Source organism: Pseudomonas sediminis, from assembly GCF_002741105.1.
In the GTDB taxonomy this organism is placed as follows: domain Bacteria; phylum Pseudomonadota; class Gammaproteobacteria; order Pseudomonadales; family Pseudomonadaceae; genus Aquipseudomonas; species Aquipseudomonas sediminis.
Genome location: NZ_NIQU01000008.1, coordinates 209,054 through 231,114, shown reverse-complemented (window position 1 = coordinate 231,114; position 22,061 = coordinate 209,054). Strand labels below are relative to the sequence as shown.

At 64.9% G+C, this 22,061-nt stretch carries 23 protein-coding genes and 1 riboswitch; of the genes, 12 read left to right on the top strand and 11 right to left on the bottom strand.

Annotated elements, in window-relative coordinates; translation table 11 throughout:
* Positions 1-57 precede the first annotated feature (57 nt).
* The 4 genes from CDO35_RS19155 to CDO35_RS19140 all read left to right on the top strand — a co-directional run bounded on the left by CDO35_RS19155 (position 58) and on the right by CDO35_RS19140 (position 3,776).
* Positions 58-699: a TetR/AcrR family transcriptional regulator gene (locus CDO35_RS19155; RefSeq protein WP_099526240.1), complete on the top strand. Its 642-nt coding sequence runs from the start codon at positions 58-60 to the stop codon at positions 697-699.
* The gene (locus tag CDO35_RS19150; protein WP_099526239.1) at positions 696-2,345 is read left to right on the top strand and encodes an acyl-CoA dehydrogenase family protein; all 1,650 of its coding nucleotides are present in this window, start codon (positions 696-698) and stop codon (positions 2,343-2,345) included. Before CDO35_RS19155 ends, CDO35_RS19150 begins: the two co-directional genes overlap by 4 nt.
* Before the next feature lie 12 nt (positions 2,346-2,357).
* Positions 2,358-2,789: a PaaI family thioesterase gene (locus CDO35_RS19145; RefSeq protein WP_099526238.1), complete on the top strand. Its 432-nt coding sequence runs from the start codon at positions 2,358-2,360 to the stop codon at positions 2,787-2,789.
* 51 nt (positions 2,790-2,840) lie between these two features.
* Positions 2,841-3,043: riboswitch (cobalamin riboswitch) on the top strand.
* A 52-nt stretch (positions 3,044-3,095) separates the two neighbouring features.
* Positions 3,096-3,776 (top strand): energy-coupling factor ABC transporter permease, encoded by a 681-nt coding sequence (locus tag CDO35_RS19140; RefSeq protein WP_099526237.1) that lies wholly within the window; start codon positions 3,096-3,098, stop codon positions 3,774-3,776.
* A 9-nt stretch (positions 3,777-3,785) separates the two neighbouring features.
* Here CDO35_RS19140 and CDO35_RS19135 read toward each other — a convergent pair whose 3' ends face one another.
* Positions 3,786-4,511: a hypothetical protein gene (locus CDO35_RS19135; RefSeq protein ID WP_099526236.1), complete on the bottom strand. Its 726-nt coding sequence runs from the start codon at positions 4,509-4,511 to the stop codon at positions 3,786-3,788.
* A 67-nt stretch (positions 4,512-4,578) separates the two neighbouring features.
* On the opposite strand from CDO35_RS19135, the gene amn reads away from it, so the two are divergent.
* Positions 4,579-6,111: an AMP nucleosidase gene (gene amn, locus CDO35_RS19130; protein ID WP_208019974.1), complete on the top strand. Its 1,533-nt coding sequence runs from the start codon at positions 4,579-4,581 to the stop codon at positions 6,109-6,111.
* A 103-nt stretch (positions 6,112-6,214) separates the two neighbouring features.
* Positions 6,215-7,024, top strand: coding sequence for a hypothetical protein (locus tag CDO35_RS19125; protein WP_099526234.1), 810 nt, complete (start codon positions 6,215-6,217; stop codon positions 7,022-7,024).
* Position 7,025: 1 nt separating this feature from the next.
* Here CDO35_RS19125 and CDO35_RS19120 read toward each other — a convergent pair whose 3' ends face one another.
* Positions 7,026-7,997 carry a threonine dehydratase gene (locus CDO35_RS19120; protein ID WP_099526233.1) on the bottom strand — a complete coding sequence of 324 codons (972 nt, stop codon included), beginning with the start codon at positions 7,995-7,997 and terminating at the stop codon, positions 7,026-7,028.
* A gap of 80 nt (positions 7,998-8,077) precedes the next feature.
* Here CDO35_RS19120 and CDO35_RS19115 point away from each other — a divergent pair, with 80 nt between their 5' ends.
* The gene (locus CDO35_RS19115; RefSeq protein ID WP_099526232.1) at positions 8,078-9,421 is read left to right on the top strand and encodes an aminotransferase-like domain-containing protein; all 1,344 of its coding nucleotides are present in this window, start codon (positions 8,078-8,080) and stop codon (positions 9,419-9,421) included.
* On the opposite strand, the gene CDO35_RS19110 is transcribed toward CDO35_RS19115, so the two are convergent.
* Both CDO35_RS19110 and ahr read right to left on the bottom strand, forming a co-directional pair.
* Entirely contained in the window at positions 9,414-9,854 is a 441-nt protein-coding gene (locus CDO35_RS19110; protein WP_099526231.1) for an acetyltransferase, read from the bottom strand. The two genes, CDO35_RS19115 and CDO35_RS19110, sit on opposite strands and share 8 nt — an antisense overlap.
* Before the next feature lie 59 nt (positions 9,855-9,913).
* Positions 9,914-10,945 carry an NADPH-dependent aldehyde reductase Ahr gene (gene ahr / locus CDO35_RS19105; protein ID WP_099526230.1) on the bottom strand — a complete coding sequence of 344 codons (1,032 nt, stop codon included), beginning with the start codon at positions 10,943-10,945 and terminating at the stop codon, positions 9,914-9,916.
* 173 nt (positions 10,946-11,118) lie between these two features.
* Between ahr and CDO35_RS19100 the strand changes: the two genes are divergently transcribed.
* Positions 11,119-11,688: a pseudouridine synthase gene (locus tag CDO35_RS19100; RefSeq protein ID WP_099526257.1), complete on the top strand. Its 570-nt coding sequence runs from the start codon at positions 11,119-11,121 to the stop codon at positions 11,686-11,688.
* Positions 11,689-11,896: 208 nt separating this feature from the next.
* Here CDO35_RS19100 and CDO35_RS19095 read toward each other — a convergent pair whose 3' ends face one another.
* The 5 genes from CDO35_RS19095 to CDO35_RS19075 form a co-directional block, all read right to left on the bottom strand.
* The gene (locus tag CDO35_RS19095) at positions 11,897-12,289 is read right to left on the bottom strand and encodes a globin (RefSeq protein ID WP_099526229.1); all 393 of its coding nucleotides are present in this window, start codon (positions 12,287-12,289) and stop codon (positions 11,897-11,899) included.
* Positions 12,290-12,365: 76 nt separating this feature from the next.
* Positions 12,366-12,584 (bottom strand): DUF2788 domain-containing protein, encoded by a 219-nt coding sequence (locus CDO35_RS19090; RefSeq protein ID WP_099526228.1) that lies wholly within the window; start codon positions 12,582-12,584, stop codon positions 12,366-12,368.
* Between the two features lie 89 nt (positions 12,585-12,673).
* Complete coding sequence (locus CDO35_RS19085) at positions 12,674-13,153, bottom strand: Lrp/AsnC family transcriptional regulator (protein ID WP_004424680.1); 480 nt, start codon at positions 13,151-13,153, stop codon at positions 12,674-12,676.
* 365 nt (positions 13,154-13,518) lie between these two features.
* Positions 13,519-14,400: a cation diffusion facilitator family transporter gene (locus CDO35_RS19080; protein WP_099526227.1), complete on the bottom strand. Its 882-nt coding sequence runs from the start codon at positions 14,398-14,400 to the stop codon at positions 13,519-13,521.
* Between the two features lie 4 nt (positions 14,401-14,404).
* Entirely contained in the window at positions 14,405-14,824 is a 420-nt protein-coding gene (locus tag CDO35_RS19075) for a polyribonucleotide nucleotidyltransferase (RefSeq protein WP_099526226.1), read from the bottom strand.
* Positions 14,825-14,972: 148 nt separating this feature from the next.
* On the opposite strand from CDO35_RS19075, the gene hrpB reads away from it, so the two are divergent.
* Complete coding sequence (hrpB, locus tag CDO35_RS19070) at positions 14,973-17,507, top strand: ATP-dependent helicase HrpB (protein WP_099526225.1); 2,535 nt, start codon at positions 14,973-14,975, stop codon at positions 17,505-17,507.
* Between the two features lie 7 nt (positions 17,508-17,514).
* On the top strand, positions 17,515-18,321 hold the full coding sequence (locus CDO35_RS19065) for a TlpA disulfide reductase family protein (protein ID WP_099526224.1): 807 nt from the start codon (positions 17,515-17,517) through the stop codon (positions 18,319-18,321).
* Positions 18,322-18,325: 4 nt separating this feature from the next.
* Here CDO35_RS19065 and CDO35_RS19060 read toward each other — a convergent pair whose 3' ends face one another.
* Both CDO35_RS19060 and CDO35_RS19055 read right to left on the bottom strand, forming a co-directional pair.
* Positions 18,326-19,060 (bottom strand): substrate-binding periplasmic protein, encoded by a 735-nt coding sequence (locus CDO35_RS19060; RefSeq protein ID WP_099526223.1) that lies wholly within the window; start codon positions 19,058-19,060, stop codon positions 18,326-18,328.
* 96 nt (positions 19,061-19,156) lie between these two features.
* The gene (locus tag CDO35_RS19055; protein WP_099526222.1) at positions 19,157-20,248 is read right to left on the bottom strand and encodes an endonuclease/exonuclease/phosphatase family protein; all 1,092 of its coding nucleotides are present in this window, start codon (positions 20,246-20,248) and stop codon (positions 19,157-19,159) included.
* 222 nt (positions 20,249-20,470) lie between these two features.
* Here CDO35_RS19055 and CDO35_RS19050 point away from each other — a divergent pair, with 222 nt between their 5' ends.
* Complete coding sequence (locus CDO35_RS19050; RefSeq protein ID WP_099526221.1) at positions 20,471-21,316, top strand: SDR family oxidoreductase; 846 nt, start codon at positions 20,471-20,473, stop codon at positions 21,314-21,316.
* On the top strand, positions 21,316-22,059 hold the full coding sequence (locus CDO35_RS19045; protein WP_099526220.1) for a substrate-binding periplasmic protein: 744 nt from the start codon (positions 21,316-21,318) through the stop codon (positions 22,057-22,059). The genes CDO35_RS19050 and CDO35_RS19045 overlap by 1 nt, the downstream gene beginning before the upstream one ends.
* Positions 22,060-22,061 lie beyond the last annotated feature (2 nt).

Sequence of the window (22,061 nt, the reverse complement as noted above, 5' to 3'; positions counted from 1 at the left end):
CTTTAGCCATGGTCTGAATCCTGATTCACTGCATGCAAGTGAATCAGGATTCAGACCATGGCTTATCGCATCACCGAAGCTCGACTCGACCGCGATCAGGCGCAGCGCCAGCGCATTCTCGACTGCGCCTTGCTGCGAGTGGCAGAGGGTGGTTTCGCCGCCCTGACCATGCAGGCGCTGGCTGAGTATGTCGGTATCGCCACGGGCAGTCTGTACCGCCACTTTCGTAGCAAGGGCGAACTGGCCGCCGAGGTCTTCGCCGCTGCCAGTCAGCGTGAAGTGGATGCCCTGGCCGCCGCCCTGCGTGGGCCGGGTAGCGCCAGTGAGCGCCTGCGCATCGGTCTTGAGCAGTTCGCCGCCCGAGCCTGGCACAGCCGCCGCCTGGCTTTTGCGCTGATCGCCGAGCCGGTCGACCCGGAGGTCGATGAGCAGCGCCTGCTCTACCGCGAAGCCTATGCCGAACTGTTCATCGATCTGTTGGAGGAGGGCGCCGGGGCCGGTGAATTTCGCGTCGAGCAGATCGGTCTGACGGCGGCCTGCCTGGTCGGCGCGATTGCCGAAGCGCTGGTCGGCCCTCTGTCGCCACCTGCTCGCGCCGCGCGCGAGGCCGGTCAACCCACCCTGGAACTGGCGCAGGTCAGCGCCAGCCTTGCCACCTTTTGCCTGCGCGCCGTCGGCGCCGAGGAGCCCACGCGATGAGACCCAGCCTGCATGCCGAAACCCACGAGGTGTTCAACCAGGTGCCGAGCCTGGATGGCGCCAACCTCTATCGCCTCGATCTGCCATTGCAGGAGTGGACTCGTCGTTATGACGGCGCCTGGGCAGACGAGCGCCTGAGCGCCTATGGTGCGCTGGCCGGCGGTGCCCTGATGCAGGCCGGCTTTCTCGCCAACGAGAACAAGCCAGTGTTCAAGAGTCATGACCGCTACGGTAATCGTATCGATCTGGTGGAGTTCCATCCGGCCTACCACGAGCTGATGCGTACGGCGGTCGAGCACGGCCTGCCGTCGCTGCCCTGGACCGACCCGCGCGCCGGCGCGCACGTCGCACGCGCCGGTCTGACCTATATGCACAGCCAGGCCGAGGCCGCCAGTGGCTGCCCGCTGACCATGACCTTTGCCGCGGTGCCCGCCATCCGCCTGCAACCCAACGTGGCCGAGCAGTGGCTGCCGAAGATCCTCGCCACCGAGTACGACCCGCGCAACCTGCCGATGGAGCAGAAGACCGGCGTCACCATCGGCATGGCCATGACCGAGAAACAGGGCGGCACCGACGTGCGCGCCAACACCACCCGCGCCTATCCCATCGGCCTTGGCGGGCCGGGGCAAGGCTACGAGCTGGTCGGGCACAAATGGTTCTGCTCGGCGCCGATGTGCGACGCCTTCCTTACCCTGGCCTACACCGACAAGGGCCTGTCGTGCTTCCTGCTGCCGCGTCACCGCCCGGACGGCACGCGCAACGCGTTCTACATCCAGCGCCTGAAGAACAAACTGGGCAATTGGGCCAACGCTTCCAGTGAGGTGGAGTACCGCGGCGCCTTCGCCTGGATGCTCGGCGAGGAAGGCCGCGGTGTGCCGACCATCATCGAGATGGTGGCCATGACCCGCTTCGATTGCATGGTCGGCTCCAGCAGCCTGATGCGCCAGGCGCTGACCCAGGCCGCGCACCACTGCGCGCATCGTCAGGTGGGCGGCAAGCTGCTCGCCGACCAGCCGTTGATGCAGAACGTGCTGGCTGACCTGGCGCTGGAGAGCGAAGCCGCGCTGGCGCTGTGCATGCGCATGGGGCGCGCGCTCGACCACCAGCATGACGCGCAGGAAGACAAATTCGCTCGTCTGGTCACAGCCGTGGGCAAGTACTGGATCTGCAAGCGCGCGCCGGAAATGATCTACGAGGCCAGCGAGTGCATGGGCGGCGCCGGTTACGTCGAGGAAACCATCCTGCCGCGCCTGTACCGCGAAGCGCCGGTCAACTCGATCTGGGAAGGCTCCGGCAACGTGCAATGCCTGGACGTGCTGCGCGCATTGTCCAAGGAGCCCGGCGTGCTCGATGCGCTGTTCGCCGAGCTGGGCGATGGCCATGGCGATGCTCGCCTGAAGGCACATATCCAGCGTCTGAAAGCCGATTTTGCCGATACCGCCGATATCCAGTACCGCGCGCGCCAGCTCACCGAAGACATGGCTGTGGCGCTGCAGGCCAAGCTGCTGCTGGAGGCGGGCAACGCCACCGTCTCCGATGCCTTTATCACCAGCCGCCTGGATGGCCGTGGCCGCGTCTATGGCACCCTGCCACGCGGTGTCGACGTCGAGGCGCTGCTGGCGCGTAGCACGCCGCACCTGGCCTGACCGGAGGCCCGCATGCAAGCACATCCGCGTTATCGCGAGTTGGTCGAGCGAGGCTTCGCCGATGCCAACTTCATCAACGACCTGGGCATTCGAGCTACCGACTGCGGCCCAGGTTGGGTCGAGGCGGAGCTGGATATCCAGCCGCGCCACCTGCAGCAGAACGGTTTCATCCACGCTGGTGTACAGACCACTCTGGCCGATCATGCGGCCGGTGCTGCCGCCGCGACGCTGGTGGCCGAGGGGCAGACGGTGCTGACCCTGGAGTTCAAGGTCAACCTGCTACGCCCGGCGCGCAGTGAACGCCTGTTCTGCCGCGCCGAGGTGCTCAAGGCCGGGCGCCAGGCGACTGTGGTCGAGGCCGAGGTGTTCGGCGAGGAAAACGGCGAGAAACGCCTGTACAGCAAGGCTTCGGTGACCATGGCCGTGGTGACGCTGCCGGCCTGAGCAAGGCCCGAATGTGATTGCCCGGCACGCTGTTTTTTAGCCGGGCAGGCGAGTAATCTTGCCGCTGATGGTTCTGCGTGCACGTACGTGACGCGGATGAAAAGGGAACAGGGTGCGGCGAATCTCGCCAATGCCCTGGCTGCCCCCGCAACTGTAAGCGGCGAACGATGCCCTCATGCCACTGACTTCGGTCGGGAAGGCGGGCGGAGTGCCAAGCCGTGAGCCAGGAGACCTGCCATCGACAACGGGCGTTCCGCCCACCCTCTATCCGAATCGTCGCGCGGTGGGCGCGGCAAAGGAACTCGCATGCATATCGAACCCGGTGTCGTCGAAGGCGCCAAGATCCTGCTCAGCTACGCAACGGCCGTCACCGCTTTCGGCCTGACCGCCAAACTCGCCCTGGACAGCGTCCGCAGCAACGGCGGTGCCGCCGCCCTGGCGCTGCGCAGCCTGCTGACCACCGCCCTGGTGTTCTGCTTCTTCGAAGTATTCCCGCATCACCCGGTGGGTGTTTCCGAGGTGCATCTGATCCTCGGTTCGACCCTGTTGTTGCTGTTCGGTGCCGGTGCCACGGCCATCGGTCTGGCCGCGGGCCTGCTGTTACAGGGCCTGCTGTTCGCTCAGTTCGACCTGCCGCAGTACGGCATGAATGTCACCACGCTGCTGATCCCGCTGTGGGGCATCAGCTTGCTGGCCAAGCGCATCGTTGCGCCCGGCACCGCCTACGTCGATCTTTCCTACAAGCAGGCGCTGGCGCTGTCGACTGCCTATCAGGGCGGCATCGTCGCCTGGGTTGCGTTCTGGGCCTTCTACGGTCACGGCTTCTCCAGCGAGAACCTGGCGGCCGTGGGCAGTTTCGGTCTGGCCTATATGAGCGTGATCTTGGTCGAACCGCTGATCGACCTGGGTGTGCTGGCTGGTGCCAAGGCGCTGTCGCGCTTCAGCCAGGGTCCGCTGTTCAACGTGCGTTTGCACCAGACGGCCTGACCCAGTCGCTTAGCGGCGGCGCTGCCAGATCATCTTGCCGGTATTGCTCTCGGTGACCAGGTACTGGTCGCTGAAGCGGTAGTAGGCGGCGGGTTGATAATCGGCGGCGCCTGCCAGGCGCACCATCAGCATGCCGCCTTGGCTGCGCCATTGGCCGCTGTACTGCATCTCGCCGGGGCTGTCGTAGCTCCAGTCGCTGCCGCCGCCGACCGAGCGACTCCACTGGGTGACGCTACCGTCGGCATTCAGTTGAAGGGTCATCAGGGTGTTGAACGAAGCGAAGTTGGCACCGCCGCTGTTGATGATCTTCTCATGCACCCAGGTGCCGACCAGTGCCGAATCCTGAGTGCCTGCGGCGGAAGGCGTCGCCGCTGCTGCAGCTTCGCGCTGGAACAATGCCTGGCGTTCCAGCACCTCGCCGCTGCGGGGATTGCGCGCCGCAATGCTGGTGTTGAGCATGGCGTTGGCATAGGTGGCGTTCATGTTGGCCAGCAGCAGGCCGGTCTGTGGGTCGCTGATCTCGGCACGTAGCAGCTTGCCGTCGTAACGGCCTTTGACGATCAGACGCAGATGCTGGTTTTCCACGTACTCGCCTTCCACCACGGTGTCGTTCTGACGCAGGATCAGCTCGCTCGACTGGCCGTCGAGCGTGGCCCGGTAGTGGCCATCGAGTTCACCGGCTTGAGTACTTGAGCATGAGGCCACGACCAACAGCACAACGATTGCACGACGCATGAAGATGACCTCTGGGCAATTGTTCCAAGCCTAGTCGTTGGCAGCGCGATGTGAGGTCTGTCGCGCTATGTTTTCGTCACCGTATGCAGGCAAGATAGGCGCGTACGTTCAGTCAGGAAGATGCACAGTGAAAGCCTGCTCAGATGATTTCATCATTGCCCATACCCCCGAAGAAGCAGTCGACCGCCTCGCCGCCCTGCACCAGGAAGCCACTGGTGCGTTGAGCCAGGCGCTCAAGCGTTACCTCAAGGAGCGCATCCGCCCCGATGCCAGCGAGCACTGCCTGTTCCGCTACCCCGAATTGCGCCTGACCTACCTGTGCCAGGGCGAGGTGCCGACCACCGTGCGTGCCTACGCCAAGGTGCAGGTGCCAGGCACCTACGCCATCACCGTGACCCAGCCGGCGGCCTTTCGCAAATACCTGCTGGAACAGCTGCGCCCGTTGATGAACGACTTCACCCTGCGTGTGGAAGTCGGCCGCAGCCAGCAGAACATTCCCTATCCGTACGTGGTCGAGGGCGGTGATGAACTGGCCGGCAGTGGCGTGACCGCCGCCGAGCTGGCGCGGGTATTTCCCAGTACCGATCTGTCCGCCGCCACCGACGGCACTGCCGACGGCCTGTACGACTGGGAGAACATCGACCCGCTGCCCCTGGCGCTGTTCGATGCGGCGCGCACCGACTTCTCGCTCAAGCGCATCCAGCACTACACCGGCAGTGACTGGCGCCATGTGCAACCGTGGATCCTGCTGACCAACTATCACCGTTACGTCGATCAGTTCATCCGCCACGGCCTGGACATGCTGGTGGGCGACTCGCGCTTCACCCGTATGGTGCTGCCGGGCAACGTGGTGATCGAGCGTGGCATGGCCGAAGGCGAGATGCAGGCGATCATCGAAAACGTGGTCTGGCACCGCTACCAGATGCCGGCCTACCACCTGCAGGCCGAGGATGGCCACGGCATCACCCTGGTCAACATCGGTGTCGGCCCATCCAACGCCAAGAACATCACCGACCACCTCGCCGTGCTGCGCCCGCATTGCTGGTTGATGATCGGTCACTGCGGCGGCCTGCGCCAATCGCAGACCATCGGCGACTACGTGCTGGCCCACGCCTATATGCGCCGCGACGGCATTCTCGACCGCGTGCTGCCGCCGCATATCCCGCTGCCGGCGCTGGCTGAAGTGCAACAGGCGCTGCAGGAGGCGGCCAAGCTGGTGACTGGTGAAGAGGGCGACGAGCTGAAAAAGCGCCTGCGCACCGGCACCGTGCTGACCTACGACGACCGCAACTGGGAGCTGCGCTGGGCCCAGGAGCGGCCGCTGATCAACCTGTCGCGCGCCGTGGCGGTGGATATGGAAAGCGGCACCATCGCCGCTCAGGGCTATCGTCTGCGGGTGCCCTACGGCACGCTGCTGTGCGTGTCGGACAAGCCGTTGCACAGCGAGATCAAGCTGCCCGGCGCGGCCGGCGCCTTCTACGAGCGCGCGGTGACTCAGCATCTGCACATCGGTATCGCGGCGCTGGAGCTGATGCGTAGCCAGCTCAATTCGCTGCACTCGCGCAAGTTGCGCAGTTTCGACGAGCCGCCGTTCCGCTGATAAGCAGGGCGTGGCCTGACGCACAGTCCGGCCACGCCCTGGCGTCACTCTGCGGCGTTCTGGTTTAGACTCGCCTCCGTCATGGATGAACGAGTCGATACGTATGGAACAGGCACGTCTGCTGCTCACGGCGCTGTGGGAACCCTTCAGCTTTTTCAGTCTTTTCCTCTACACCGGCCTGGCCCTGATGCTTGGTGCGGTTGCCGGTCTGTTGCTGGCGCTCAAGCTGCTGCGATTGGGCTGGCTGGCACGTAACAACCGCTGGCACCACTGGCTGCTCAAACTCTACTTTTTGCTGTTGCCGTTGGCCGGAGGTTTCCTTGGTTTCCAGGGTGGGCTGTTGTACGGCAGCCAGCAGCAGATCAATCGCCATCTCGATAGCTACGCGCCCTTGGTGCAGGAACTGGCCGACGACATCTGGAGTGACTTCCAGGCCTATTTCGAGGCACAGGAGGCGCAAGGGTTATTGGCGGTGCGCGATGTCAGCGTGCAGACGCTGCTCAATCAGTTGGCGTTGGACTACGTTCGCAGCGAGCGGCTGCAAGAAGCTGCCGAGCGCGCCGAGGCATCGACCACCGAGCGCATCGCCTTCGACCTGCTCGACCGGCTGCGAGCCAGCCTGCTGGGCAAGGCGATTGGCGAGATGGCGGTCGAGAAAACCGCCCGCTACAGCGGCCTTAACGAGAAGGTACTCAATCAGGTACTGGATGCGCGTATCGAACAACTGTTCCAGGCCGAGTTCCTGCTCGGTCTGCTCAAGCGGCAGATCAGCCATGTGTTCAAGCCGCTCTATATCGCCTTGCTGATTCAGCTTGCTCTTTTGCTGGCACTGATCGCTGGGGAGTGGGGCGTTTCTCGCTGGTTACGGCAGACGCCCGGACGTTTGCCTGCCGAGCCTCTGCCGCTGGCCTGAGTCAGGCAGCGACCGGGGCCTCGTCACGCAACAGCTCGGCCAGTGCTGCGCGGTCGATGTTGGCGCCGCTGAGCACCACGGCCACGCGCTGGCCGGCATTGAGCTCACGCTCCTGCATCAGCGCAGCCAACGCCGCGGCGCCGGCGCCCTCGGCGAGGTTGTGGGTGTCCTCGTGATAGGTGCGGATGGCGGCGCGAATCTCCTCGTCGTCAACCCGCACGATGCGTGCGGCGCCGGCGCGAATCATGTCCAGCGCCAATTGCTGCGGCTGGCGGCAGGCCATGCCGTCGGCCAGGGTGTCGGCGCGTTCGGTCTGCACCAGGCGGCCCTGCTCGAAACTCTGCGCATAGGCGTCGGCGCCGCTGGCGACCACGCCGACGATCTCGGTCTCGAGACCAAGCAGGTCGCGGGTGCGGATCATCCCGCAGATGCCCGAGCCCATGCCGATGGGCACGTACACCCGGCGCAGATTCGGCACCGCCTCCAGCAGCTCCAGGGCGTAGGTGGCCACACCGCGCACCAGATCCTCATGCAGTGACGGCACCCAGTGCAGGCCATCGCGTTCGGCGATGCGCGCGGCTTCGGCACGGGCTTCGTCGAAGTCGCGGCCATGCTCGATCACCTCGGCGCCGAGGGCGCGCATCGCCGCGTTTTTCTCGCGGGCGTTGCCATGCGGCACCAGGATGCGAATCGCCAGGCCTGCGGCGCGCGCCGCCAGTGCCAGGCTCTGGCCGTGGTTGCCACGGGTGGCGGTGACCAACCCGCGCACCTGCGGTTCGCGACGCAGTAGGGCGTCGATATAGACCAGCCCGCCGCGCACCTTGAAGGCCGCGGTCGGGGCATGGTTCTCGTGCTTGACCCAGACCTCGCAGCCCGTGCGCTGCGCCAGCAGCGGCCAGGCCAGTTGCGGCGTGGCCGCCATATGGCGGTGAACCAGTTCAGCGCTCTGGCGAAGTTGGGCGAGGTCGAACATGACAGGCACTCCGAGTGGTGTTGACCCGGATGCTAGTGCGGCGCATTGTGTGGGTAAATCTTTATATTGCATGGCAAGCAATGTGGCTTCCTGATCTTCAAGACAGCTCCCTACCGACGTACCTGGCATTGGTCGAGGCCATCGCTGCGGCCATTGGTCGTGGCGAACTCAAGCCCGGCGAGCGTTTGCCGCCGCAGCGGCGCCTGGCCTGGACGCTGGGCATCAACCCGAGCACGGTGATGCTCGCCTACCGTGAGGCAGCGCGTCGGCACCTGGTCTCTGGCGAGGTCGGGCGTGGCACCTACGTGTTGGCCGGCAGCCGCGAAGCGAGCCTGTTCCGCCTCAAACAACCGACCGCGCAGGGCGATTTGATCGACCTGTCGACCAACGTGCCGGTGCATGACCCGGACAACCACGATCTTTCCACCAGCCTCGCCGCACTGGCTGCACGTGGCGAGCTGGACGCGTTGCAGGCTTACCCATCTGCAGCCTTGGTCGAGCGTGCGCACCTAGCCGGCGTGACCTGGCTGCGTCGACGCGGCCTGGAGTTGGCACCGGGTGGTTTGCTGCTCTGTGCCGGCGCCCAGCAGGGCGTGTCGGCTGCGCTGCTGGCGCTGTGCGAAGCGGGTGAGCCGATCCTGGTGGAACGCTACACCGCGCCGGGGATCAAGGCCGCCGCGCGTCAATTGCGCCTGCCGCTGCACGGCGTGGCGATGGACGAGCACGGCATCCTGCCTGATGACCTCGATCGCCTGGCTCGTGCCACCGGGGCGCGCGTGGCGGTGTTCACGCCCTGTTTGCAGAACCCCACTGGCGCCAGCCTGGACGCCGAGCGCCGCGTGGCCATCGCCGAGGTGGCGCGACGCCGTGGCTTGTGGATCATCGAGGACGATGTCTATGGCGTGCTCGGCAGCGAGGCACCGCTGGCGGTGCGGCTGCCTGAGCGCTGCCTGCTGATCAGCAGCCTGTCCAAGAGCGTCGCGCCCGGCTTGCGCCTGGGCTTTATCGCCGGTGCCCCCGAGCTGCTCGAACGTATCGACCCCGAAGCCCAGGCCACGCGCTGGGCGGTGACACCGCTGAGCCTGGCGCTGGGCTGTGAATGGATCGAAAGCGGCATCGCCGAACAGCGTCTGGCCTGGCAGATCGATGAATTGCAGCAGCGTTGGCGCCTGGCCGCGCGCGTGCTCGGGCCGCGTATGCCGCAGGGCAGGGCGGTCGCACCACATCTGTGGCTGGATGCTGCAACGCCGGCTGGTCTGGCCGAGGCGTGCCGGCAGCATGGCGTCGAAGTGGTGCCGGCCGAGGTGTTCGCGGTCGAGGCCAATCCGGGAAATGCCGTGCGCATCAGCCTCGCCGCGGCAGCCAGCCGGGTCGAGCTCAAGCAGGCGCTGGAAGGAATCGTGGCGGCCTGGCCTGTCAGTTGAGCTTCATATGCAGGATCGGGAAAGGTCGACCCCCACCGTCCAGGCGCGAGCGATCGGTCACGACGAACCCCAGGTGCTGGTAGAAACCGACGGCCTGGGGGTTTTGCTCGTTGACGTCGACCCGGGTGGCGCCCAGCGCGTCGATGGCGTGGTGCATCAGTTGCTTGCCGACGCCCTGGCCGTGGCTGGCGGGGTCGACGAAGAGCATTTCCACCATGCCTTCGCTGGTGCCGAGAAAACCCAGTATTCGCCCCGACTCATCGCGCGCGCAGGTCAATTGCACGGCCGGGAAATACTGCTCGCGCAGCAAGGGTTTGATCACCTGCAGATCAGCTTCCGGCAGGAAGTGGTGAGTGGCGCGCACGGCCGCCTCCCAGATTTCCACCAGGGTAGGCAGTTCGGCATCGGTGGGTGGGGCGAGAATCAGCGGCATAACGGCAGGCATCTTGGATCAAACAGGGCGCAGAGCATGCCAGCTCTGCGCCCGTGCTGTCATTTGCTTGCGTCTAGTACCACGCGGTAGCGCGCCTTGCCGCTGCGCAGATGGTCGATGGCCGCGTTCACCTGACTCATGGGGAATTGCTCGACCTGCGGCAGAATTTGATGCCGCGCGCAGAATTCGAGCATGGTCGCCATGGTTTTCGGCGAGCCCACTGGTGAGCCGGACAGGCTCTTTTGCTGCGGGATCAGGTTGAACACGTGCACCGGGATGGCGCTGGGCACGATGCCGACAAAGTGCAGGCGGCCCTTACCGCGCAGGGTGCCAAGCAGGGCGGCCCAGTCGAGGTCTGCGCTGGCGGTGACCAGAAGGAAATCCAGGGTGCCGGCAATCGCCTTCATCGCCGCGCTATCGGTAGAAGCCACTACCTTGTGTGCACCCAGGCGTTTGGCTTCATCCTGCTTGTTCAATGACGAGGTAAAGGCCGTCACCTCACAGCCCCAGGCGTTGAGAAAGCGCAGCGCCAGGTGGCCGAGGCCGCCGATGCCGACCACGCCGACGCGATCTGTCGGTTTGATATCGAACTCCAGCAGCGGGCTGAACACGGTGGAACCGGCGCAGAACAGCGGGCCGACCAGTGCCGGGTCGAGACCGTCGGGCAGCGGCACGGCCCAGGCCCAGTGCGAGCGCAGGCGGTCGGCGAAACCGCCGTGGCTGCCGACGATGGTTGGCTTCACCGAGCGGCACAGCTGGTGTGAGCCTTCCATGCACGAGCCGCAATGCATGCAACTGCCCTTGTACCAGCCGATACCGACTCTTTGACCCAGCTTGAGACCGCGTGCCTGCTCGCCGAGGCGGACGATGGTGCCGACCACTTCATGGCCGGGAATGAAGGGGTAGCGCGCATTGCCCCATTCGTTATCGATCATCGACTGGTCGGAGTGGCAGATGCCGCAATATTCCACCGCCACTTCCACCTCTTCGGCGCCGAGTGGACCGGGGTCGTAGCTCAGGCGTTCCAATGGCGCCTTGGGCGTGGTGGCGGCCCAGCCGGTGAAGGTGGCAAGTTCGGCGTTGTTGCTCATCGGTGGCTCCTGATCGCAGGGGTGAATCAGCAGCTTAGCTGCTCTGACAGACCGTGGAAGCACCATCAGCGCCGCTTATCGTGAGTTACACTGCGCAGCCCAGTTTCATCGAAGCCCGTTGCATGTCGCGCCCTCGTCCTCCCGCCAATCGCCGTTCTGCCGCCCCACGCCGTGTGGCCAAGGCGCCACCTGCACAGCCGCGCCTGTTGATCCTGAACAAGCCGTTCGATGTGCTCACTCAGTTCAATGACGACCAAGGCCGCGCCACGCTCAAGGATTTCGTCGATGTGCCCGGCGTGTATCCGGCCGGTCGCTTGGATCGCGACAGCGAGGGCCTGCTGTTGCTGACCAACGACGGTCGCCTGCAGGCGCGTATCGCCGACCCCAAGCACAAGCTTCCGAAGACCTACTGGGTGCAGGTGGAGGGCGAGCCGAGCGATGAACAGTTGCAGCAGCTCCGCGATGGCGTGACGCTCAATGACGGCCCGACCCTGCCGGCCGAGGCGCGGCGCCTGGACGAGCCCGAGCTATGGGAACGCAACCCGCCGGTGCGCTTTCGAAAAAGCGTGCCGACGGCCTGGCTGGAGTTGGTGATTCGCGAGGGGCGCAATCGCCAGGTAAGACGCATGACCGCCGCAGTCGGCTTGCCGACTCTGCGCCTGGTGCGTGTGGCCATCGGGCCGTGGCGGTTGGACGGGTTGCAGCCTGGGCAGTGGCGTGAGGTGCCCGCGCAGTTGCCGTAGAGGCGCGCGGATTGCCTGATGAAGCACTGAAAATCCATTTACCGTCACTCCCGCGCAGACGGGGGCCCAGTTTCTAGGTTCCCGCCTTCGCGGGAATGACGACTGTTTCAGAACCTAGTGTGTCGTGGGGCCGCCTGGGCTGCGCGCACCCGTGCTCAGGGCTGCGGTCGATTTGTCGCAGCTGCGACCCTGGCGACCCTGACCTGAATCAATAACCCGCCTTGATCACGGCGATACCTTTGTTCAGCACTTCACGCCAGGCCTGGCGCACGTCTGCGTCGCACTCCTTGTCGTGTTCGCTGATGGTCGCCAGCAGTGCGTCGAGCCACAGGTCGTAGAGTTCCGGGCGAATGTCCAGATGCTGGCGCGAATGCGATTCGCCGAGGGCGCGCAGCTTGGTGTCGGGCATGCCGCGGGCGTGCATCACCAGGTTGAGAATGCCCTGGCGCAGCAGCTGTTTCTGCGCGCTCATGTCGGTGTCGACGAACTTCTCGCGAATCAGCGGTGAGCTGGCGAGGAAGTGGCGGTAGAAACTATCGAAGAAATCCGGGCTGGCGCAGCAGCGTCCATAGCTCTGCATCACCAGATTGGCGGCGCTCATGTGTCACTCCTTGATTGGGCGGCAGGCCGCGTAGGCGGCCTGGTATCGATCTGAGGTGTCGCGCTGGCAGGCTGGGTCAGCCGTGAATGCCGCGCGCGGCCTCGATGATGTAGGTAATGATCGGCTTGGCGAGGAAGGCGAACAGGCATAGGCCCAGGCCGAGGAACAGGATGGCGGTGCCGAGGCGGCCGGCCTTGGATTTCTTCGCTAGGTCCCAGATGATGAAGAACATGAACAGCATCAGGCCGCCCACCAGGACGTACATCATCAGGGCTTCAAATTGTTCGGTTTCCATGGTGCCTCGTGATTCGGACGGAAAACGCAGGGCGAAAATTATACGCGCCTGAGCCAGGGCGCGGCATGATCCGCTTCACCCTGCGACTTTCAGTCGCGCAGGTGCTGCAACGGCAACTGCGTGCTGGACAGGATCTGCTGCAGCACGAAGCTCGAACGCACGCTGGATACTCCGTCGATACGGGTCAGGGTGCCGAGCAGCAGCTTCTGATAATGATCCATGTCCGGCACCACCACCTTGAGCTGGTAGTCAGCGTCCATACCCGTGACCAGACAGCATTCCAGTACTTCCGGGCATTTGCGGATTTCATCCTGAAAGTGTTCGAAGCGCTCCGGTGTGTGCCGGTCCATGCCGATCAGCACGTAGGCGGTCAGGCTCAGGCCGAGCTTCTTGCGGTCGAGCAGGGCGACCTGGCCGGTGATGTAGCCGTCGTCTTCCAGCTGCTTGACCCGGCGCGAGCAGGGCGATGGTGAGAGGCCGATACGTTCGGCGAGTTCCTGGTTGGACAGGGCAGCGTTGCGCTGCAATTCGGCGAGAATATTCAGGTCGTAACGGTCGAGTTTGTCCATTTTTCATCTGGCTCATTATTTGATTGCGCCAGATAGTGCTCCTTTAGTTGTAAATTGCGCAATTGGTAAATTTGTAAGCAATATTAGCAATCTTATTTCGGCGCGGCGGGCGTAAGCTTTCTCTCAGTTTCACGGCCCGGACGACAAGTCCTACCGGCCTCGCCCAACCAGGTGAGCCGGCGCCGACGGTCCTACCGGACCGCACCGGCACCCGGGTCCGCACTGCCCAACCAGGCGGGCGAGGAAAGCGGCGACAACATCGCCAGCACCGGACAGATTTCCCGAGGGGGCCGCAAGGCCCCTTTTTTATTGCCTGAAATTTCCGTTGTCTAAGGCGTGCCGAAAGGCGGGGCAGGAGCATGCGGTCAGTGCTGGACCACTTCCTGCGGATCGGCGTGCACCAGCACTTCGGCGCGTGGGTAATGCGCGTGGATCGCCTTTTCCACGGCCTCGCAGTGCGCATGCGCGTCGGACAGGCTCATCTCGCCCGGCAACTCCAGGTGCAACTGGACGAACCAGCGCGTGCCGGAAATGCGTGTGCGCAGGTCATGCGAGCCCAGTACGCCAGGTACGGCATTGGCCAGCGCGTACATGTGCTGAGAGGTTTCGCTGGGCAACTCCTCGTCCATCAGCACGGCCACCGCGCCGCGTACGATGCTGATGGCGCTCCAGAAGATGTAGAAGGCGATACCGATGGCGAAGATCGCATCCATCTGCAGCCAGCCGAAGCGGGTCAACAACAGGGCGAGGAGAATGCTGCTGTTGAGCAGGATGTCGGAGCGGTAGTGCAGCGAGTCGGCGTGAATCGCGGTAGAACCGGTCTCGCGCACCACCTTGCGTTGAAAGGTCAGCAGGGCGACGGTCAATCCCAGCGACAGCAGCATGACGGCGATGCCAACGCCTTCGGCCTCCAGCGGTTGTGGAGATTGCAGGCGTTCGATGCCCTGCAGGCCGATGAGCACAGCGCTGACGCCGATGAACAGTGCCTGACCCAGCCCGGCCAGGGCTTCGGCCTTGCCGTGGCCGTAGCGGTGATCCTCGTCGGCCGGGCGCAGGGCGAAGTGCACGGCGATCAGGTTGATCAGCGAGGCGGCGCTATCGAGCAGCGAATCGGTGAGGCCGGCCAGCAGGCTGACCGAACCGCTCAGCCACCAGGCAATCGCCTTGGCCAGCACCAGCGTCAGCGCTACGGTCAGCGCTGCGCGGGTGGCCAGGCGCATCAGCCTGGCATGCTGCGGGTTGTGCATGGGCTCAGGCAGCCGGGCGCAGGCCGTAGGCAGCCAGTTGCTCGGCGCTGCCGCTGTGCTGGATCAGGCGCGGATCATCGAGTGGCAGCTGGTGGCCGGTGCTGGTTTCGATCAGGGTCTTTAGCGCGTACTGGTCGACCTTGCCGTCTTCGCCGATCAGCTTCTGCAGCTGTTGCGGGTCGACTTGAACGGTCTGGCCTTCGGGCAGGTAGATGGCGCCGGTGGCGAAGTCCACGGCGAAGGCGATCAGGCCGGGAATTACATAGAACAGCAGACCGACGGCGTTTGCTACGGCAATCGCTGGGTCGATCTTGCCTTCGATCTGGCCACGACGATCCGGGTAGAAGATCGATCCACAGGCGGTCAGTTGAGTGAGCAGGGTAGCGGCGACAACGCCAGCGATGACGCGGGATTTCGTGCGCATGAGCACCTCCTGGAAAAAGTGGCGCAACTATAGCAGTTCGCCATTGCAAAGCCGCGGGTTGAAGCGGTTGTCGATAAGACCGGCGGCGGCGCTGACGGTTCGCCGCATCGCGGCTGCTTTATAATCGCCGGCCTGCTGTGGAGAAATGATGAACACCCTGCCGATCGATTCGCTGCTGCCTGATTTGCGCGATGCGCTGAGTGCCCGCCACGAAGTGGTGCTGGAGGCGCCGCCCGGCGCCGGCAAGACCACCCGCGTGCCGCTGGCGCTGCTCGACGCGCCCTGGCTGGCCGGGCAAACCATCCTCATGCTCGAGCCACGCCGGTTGGCGGCGCGCGCTGCGGCTGAGCGCCTGGCCAGCGAGTTGGGCGAGCGGGTTGGCGAGACGGTCGGCTACCGCATCCGCCTGGACAGCAAAGTGGGGCCGAACACCCGCATCGAGGTGGTCACCGAAGGCATTCTTGCTCGCCGCCTGCAGGATGATCCGGCACTGGATGGTGTCGGTCTGGTGATCTTCGATGAGTTTCATGAAAGAAGCCTCGATGCCGACCTGGCCTTGGCGCTGACGCTCAACGGCCGCGCCATGTTCCGCGCGGCGGACAGTGGCGGGGCGCCGCTCAAGGTGCTGCTGATGTCCGCCACCCTCGAAGGCGAGCGCCTGTCGGCGTTGCTGGGCGATGCGCCGGTGCTGCGCAGTGAGGGCCGCATGTTCCCGGTGGATATCCGCTGGGGCGCGCCGTTTCAGCCGGGCGAGTGGATCGAGCCGCGTGTGCTGCAGACGGTGCAGCAGGCATTGGCCGACGAGCCGGGCAGCCTGCTGGTGTTCCTGCCGGGCCAGGCCGAGATTCGCCGCGTGGCCGAGCAACTGGGCGAGGCGCTGGATGGTCGCGACGATATCCTGCTCTGCCCGCTGCATGGCGAGCTGGAGCTGTCCGCCCAGCGCGCCGCTATCGAGCCAGCCCCGGCAGGCAAGCGCAAGGTGGTGTTGGCGACAAACATCGCCGAGACCAGCCTGACCATCGATGGCGTGCGCGTGGTGGTCGACGCCGGCCTGGCGCGGGTGCCGCGCTTCGATCCGGCCAGCGGCATGACGCGCCTTGATACCCAGCGCATTTCCCGCGCTTCGGCCACCCAGCGTGCCGGTCGTGCTGGCCGCCTGCAGCCGGGCGCTTGCTATCGATTGTGGTCACAGGCGCAGCACGAGCAGCTCAGCGCCTATTCCAGTGCGGAAATCCTTCAGGCCGATCTGTCCGGTCTGGCCCTGCAATTGCTGCGTTGGGGCGTGACGCCGCAGGAACTGAGCTGGCTCGACGTGCCACCGCCCGCCGCCTACGCCCAGGCGCTGGATCTGCTCGGCCGCCTCGGTGCGCTGGATGAGCGCGGCGCGCTGAACGCCCATGGCCAGGCCATGGCCGAGCTGCCCAGCCATCCGCGCATTGCCCATCTGCTGCTGCGCGGTCGGGCTCTGGGCCTCGGTGCACTGGCTTGCGACCTGGCGGCGTTGTTGTCCGAGCGCGATATCCTGCGCGGCGGTGGCGCTGATCTGCACAGCCGCTTAACCCTGTTATCTGGTGAAAGCCGCACCGCGCGCAGTGCCCAAGGTGGTGTGCAGCGTGCGCGGCAACTGGCGAAACAGTTTCACGGGCTGATCAAGAATCGTCCGGTGACTCAGGCGGTGAGCGACCCCGAGCATCCACGCTGGCTCGGCTGCCTGCTGGCTTTCGCCTACCCGGATCGCATCGCCCAGCAGCGCCGTGCCGGTGGCGCCGACTACCGCCTGGCCAACGGTCGCGCCGCGCAGTTCGCTGAAGCCGATGCCCTGATGAAGCACGAGTGGCTGGTGGTCGCTGACTTGGGCAGTCGCCAGGGCCAGCGCGAAGAACGCATCTACCTGGCTGCCGATCTCGACCCGGCGCTGTTTGCCAGCGAACTGGCCGAGCAGGTCGCGACGCTGGAAGTGCTCGACTGGGATGAGCGCGAGGGCGTACTGCGCGCCGAGCGCCAGCGTAAGGTTGGCGAACTGGTGCTTGAGCGTCAGGCATTGGCCAGGCTGGACGAGCAGGCACGTTGCCGCGCCCTGGTCGGGCTGGTGCGGCGCAAGGGACTGGAGCTGTTGCCCTGGACGCCCGAGTTGCGCCAATGGCAGGCGCGCGTGGCGCTGTTGCGTGAACTGGACATGCAGCAACAGGGGCAGAGCGAATGGCCGGACTTGTCGGATGCCGCGCTGCTGGCCAGCCTCGATCAGTGGTTGACGCCATATCTGGGCAAGGTCAATCGCCTCAGCCATTTTACCAACCTCGATCTGCCTTCGATCCTGCAGACGCTGTTGCCCTGGCCGTTGCCGCAACGCCTCGACGAGTTGGCACCGCGTGCGCTGAGCGTGCCGTCAGGCTCGCGCATCGCCATCGACTACACGGAAAATCCGCCGGTGCTCGCCGTGCGCCTGCAGGAGCTGTTCGGCTTGGCTGCCACGCCGCGCATCGCCGGTGGTCGCTTGGGCCTCAAGCTGCATTTGCTTTCGCCAGCACGCCGTCCAGTGCAGGTGACCCAGGACCTCGCCAGCTTCTGGGCCAATACCTATCTCGAGGTGAAGAAGGATTTGAAAGGTCGGTATCCGAAGCACTACTGGCCGGACGATCCCTTGATTGCCGAACCCACTGCGCGGGCCAAACCGAGAAAATGAGAAGCCGATGCTGACCCTGAACATCGGGCCTTTGGCCCTTGGTGTATCCCATGTGCTGCTGTTGGGCAGTCTGCTGCTGGCCACACTAGTTGGCTGGTTGATCGGTCGTCGCCACGGCTGCAACCCGGAAAGTCAGCTGTTTCGCATGCTGATGCTAGGGCTGCTGGTGGCGCGGCTGGCCTTCGTGCTGATGTACGCCGAGTTCTACCGCGATGAGCTGTGGCGGGTGGTGGATATTCGTGATGGCGGCTTCATCGCCTGGCCGGGTGTGCTCGCCGGGCTGATGCTGGGCGCCTGGTATCTCTGGCGTCACGCACAACTGCGGCGGCCGTTGGGGGTGGCGATGAGCGTCGGCCTGGCACTATGGCTGTGCGGCAGCCTGGTGCTGCAGGCGCTGGAGCAGGGCACGCGGTTGCCCGATCTGCAGGTGCGAGATATGCAGGGTAATCCTGTGAATCTGCGCGACTACGCGGGCCAACCGTTGGTGGTCAATCTCTGGGCCACCTGGTGCCCACCATGCCGGCGTGAGATGCCGGTGCTGATGCAGGCGCAGCAGCGCGAAGCCGGGATTACCATCCTGTTCGTCAATCAGGGGGAGAGCGCTGCGTTGGTGAAAGATTTCCTCCTGGCGCAGCAACTGAGTCTGGACAACCTGCTACTCGACGAGCAAGTGCAACTGGGCCAGTTGGTGGGCTCGCGAGCGTTACCCACCACACTTTTCTACGATGCCGAAGGGCGGCAGGTCGGCAGTCATCTGGGCGAGCTGTCGCACGCCAGTCTGGAGCGGGCGCTGGCCCAATTGCGTGGCGATTGACGCGTCAATACAGCCACAGATCTTCGCCGGCATCCTGCAATTGCTGATACACCCGATCCAGGTCCTCGCGCAGGCGCTCGGCATCAGGCGCATGGCGGGAGTAGATCAGCCGTAGCGGCAGGCGTTGCACCTCGACGAAGGGCAGGTCGCCCATGCCCAGTGTGCGTTTGGCCTGTTCGACGGGGGCCTGGTAATCCAGCAGGTAGTCGCCGCGTCGGCGCTGGAGCATTTCCAGAGCTGAAGTGTGGTTGGACGTGCGGTGACGGGTGATGTTGCGCGCCGGATCTTCCAGCCACTGATTGACGTCCTGCCAGTAGCTGTAGCCGGTGATCAGAATCACCCCGCGATCCTGCAGGTCTTCCGGGATGCGTGGGGCGGGTGTGCCGTGGCGAAAGTACAGGTTGAGAGTGATCTCGCCCAGCAGGTGCCGGCCTTCGAGGGTGTGCCCGGCCAGCTCCGGTTTGCCTGAGGCGCCGGCCCAGATATGGATACTGCCGTCGAGCAGACCGCCGTAGAGGCGGGCGCCGGGGTAGGAGCGAAAGTCCGCCTGGTATCCCGCCTCGTCGAGCAGGCGTGCGGCCAGCTCCAGGCCCGAACCGCTGGGCTGGCCTTGCGCGTCGGTATAGGAATAGGGCGGAAACTCGTAGTAACCGACGTGCACACGTTGTCTGGCCTCAGCCGCATGGGCGGCATGCAGCCATAGCAGGGCGATGAAGAACAGGCAGAAGGGTCTTGGCATCCGAGTATCGCGGCTCTTCGCCGTCTTTTCGTTGTTATCGAGTGGTGCTCAACGAGCATGGACAAGTCCCGGTGGGCTTGTCCAGTTCTGCGCGGTTTATTCCTGACTCGGCAGGAAAAAACGACCGATCACCGGCAAATGATCGGAAACGGTCAGGGTATCGCGCTGACGAACCCGGCTGGCGAGCGGCGTCAGGCGGGGGCTATAGAACAGGTAGTCGAGGGTACGATCCGGGCCGCTGGCCGCGGGGTCGTTGGGGTAGTGGGTGTACCACCTGGCCTGATCCCCGCCACTGGCCTGTTGCAGGCTGGGAATCATCGGGTAGCGGCGGGCCAGGTCCTGCAGTTCGCTGTCGGCGGCGTACCAACTGCGCTGGTTCTCTGGCAGATGCTGGAACTGGCCGGGCGGCAGCAGGTTGAGATCGCCACCCAGCACCCAGGTCTTGCCGGCTCTCTGCAACTGCTGAAGCAGGCCATCGGTCATCTCTACCTGGCGCTGCATGGTGTCCGCGCCCTGTGCAAAGGCATCGAAATGGGTGTTGATCGCCACCAGTTCGTCGCCACCGCGAATCGGTAGGTAGCTGACCAGCAGCGCGCGCTTGAGTTGAAATTGGCGGCTCAGCAGGTCGCTTTCCAGCATGGGCAGTTGCAGGCGTTCGGCGCGGGCGATCTGGAAGCGGCTGAGGGTGCCGAGTTTCATGCCGACGCTGCCGAGGATGTGCGGGTGCGGGACGAAGCCGGCCTTCCAGTAGAACGCCTGAGTACTGCAGGGGTAGAGATCGCCCAGGCGCGCCTGCAGCAGAGCCAACTGATCCTGGTAGTCGCTGGCCCTGGCGTTGTCATGTAGCTCCTGCAGCAGCACCACGTCCGGCTTTTCGTCGCGCAGGATGCGCACCACTTCATCCAGCGTCAGGGCCAGGTCTTCGCTGCTCGGGCGTTCGTCCGGGCCATCGCCGCCGGGCAGGTCGTACCAGAACACGTAGCGTTTGCCGGCCAGGTATTGCACGTTCCAGGTCATCACCTTGAGTGCTTGGCCAGGTTGCAGTTGTGCGACCTGGCCGCTACACGACACGGCTGCCTCTTCATGGGGGTGCGGGCGCCAGGTCAGGGCGTAGACCAACGCGAGCAGCACTGCGAGCGAGGGCAGCGCGATGAGCAGGAGCAGGCGAAGCGGACGATGCAGAGACATGATGAAACGGGCGACTATGCTGGAAGGAGGCGAGGATACCCGAGTGCGTCGGATCGGCCCAGGCAGGCGCAGTGCTAAGCGGTTCCCGCTCCGTTTCGCCCGTCAGGGACAGCGGCCAGGGGCTGCAGTACCATGCCGAAAGGTTCGACAGGCCGCGCCGTCGGCCGTCATGCTGGATGCTTACTGGCAGCGTCGCCAACACTGGGCTTTGGGGAACCGTGCATGTATCGCAAGGTATTTGCCAACAAGGTATTCGACCGCAAGGTGGTGCTGATCACCGGTGGCTGCGCTGGCATTGGCCGGGCGTTGGCCATGCGCCTGGCACAGGCGGGCGCGCGCCTGGTGATTCTCGACCTCAATCAGGCGGCGCTGGACAGCCTGGTGCAGCACCTGGCCGATCATCACAACGCCGAAGCGCTCGGTCTGCTCTGTGACGTCGCCGATGCTGGGGCCGTGCAGCGCGCCGTGGCGCTGGCAATCGAGCGTTTCGGTGGGATCGACGTGTTGGTCAACAACGCCGGCATCACCCACCGCAGCACGTTCGCCGAGACCAGCCTGGAGGTCTTCCAGCGGGTCATGGCGGTCAACTATTTCGGTGCCCTGCATTGCACGCAGGCGGCATTGCCCAGCCTGATCGCCCGGCGTGGGCAGATCATCGTGCTCAGTTCCTTGTCCGGTATCGCGCCGTTGCTCTATCGCAGCGCCTACAACGCCAGCAAGCACGCACTGCACGGCTTGTTCGAAACCCTGCGCTACGAACTCAAGGGCTCGGGGGTGAACGTGATGCTGGTGTGCCCGGGCTTCACCGCCACCGACCTGCGCAAGAATGCCCTGGTCGGCGACGGCTCGGTGGCGGCCCAGGCACCGCTGGCGATGGGCAAGGTCGCCTCGCCGCAGGATGTGGCGGACGCCATCTACCAGGGCGCACTCAAGCGTCGTCGCCTGTTGGTGCTGTCGAACGTCGATTGGCGCGCGCGGGTGCTGGCGCGTTTCTTCCCCAGGCTGTTCGAGCGTGTGCTGCTGCCACGCCTGTCCGGCCTGAAGCCGCGCAACCAGGGGCGCATCTGATGCGTGCCTGGCTATTGATCCTGCTGCTGCTGGCGCCGCTGTGCCGGGCCGATGAGGCGCCGCCGCTGCGCGTCATGACCGATCTGTGGCCGCCGTTTCGCATGCTCAGGGAAGATGGCCAGCTGCAGGGGCTGGACATCGATCTGCTCAACGAGCTGTCACGCCGCACCGGCATGCGTTTCGACGTGCAGCGCGCCCCTTGGGCGCGTGGGCTGGCGGCGTTGGAGCAGGGCACCGCGGACATGATGACCGGCCTGGCCAAGACGCCTGAGCGCGAGCGTTACATTCGCTATCTGGATGCGCCTTACTACGCCTGCTCGCCGCGCTTCTACGCGAGCCCGGCGCTGGCTGCGCAATTGAACGACTATGCATCGCTACGCGGGCTGCGGATCGGCTATGTGCTGGAGTCGGTGTATTTCCAACCGTTCGACAGCGACGAGGCGCTGGACAAGGTCGGCGTCAGCAATGAGCAGCAGCTGCTGGAAATGCTCACGCGTGGTCGCATCGATGCCCTGGTCGGCACCGACTGCCAGGTCGACTATTCCCTGCTCGATCCCAAGCTGGCCGGACGCATCGCCAAGGCTGCCTACCAACCCGACGCGCGCAGCGAACTCTATATCGGTTTCTCGCGCAAACGCCTGGCGCGCATGCCAGAGCTGGCTGCTGCGCTCGATACTCTGCTGCATGAAGGATGGCTCGCCAACGCCGCGCTGCGCTACCAGCCAGTGGTGGCGAACCAGTAGGC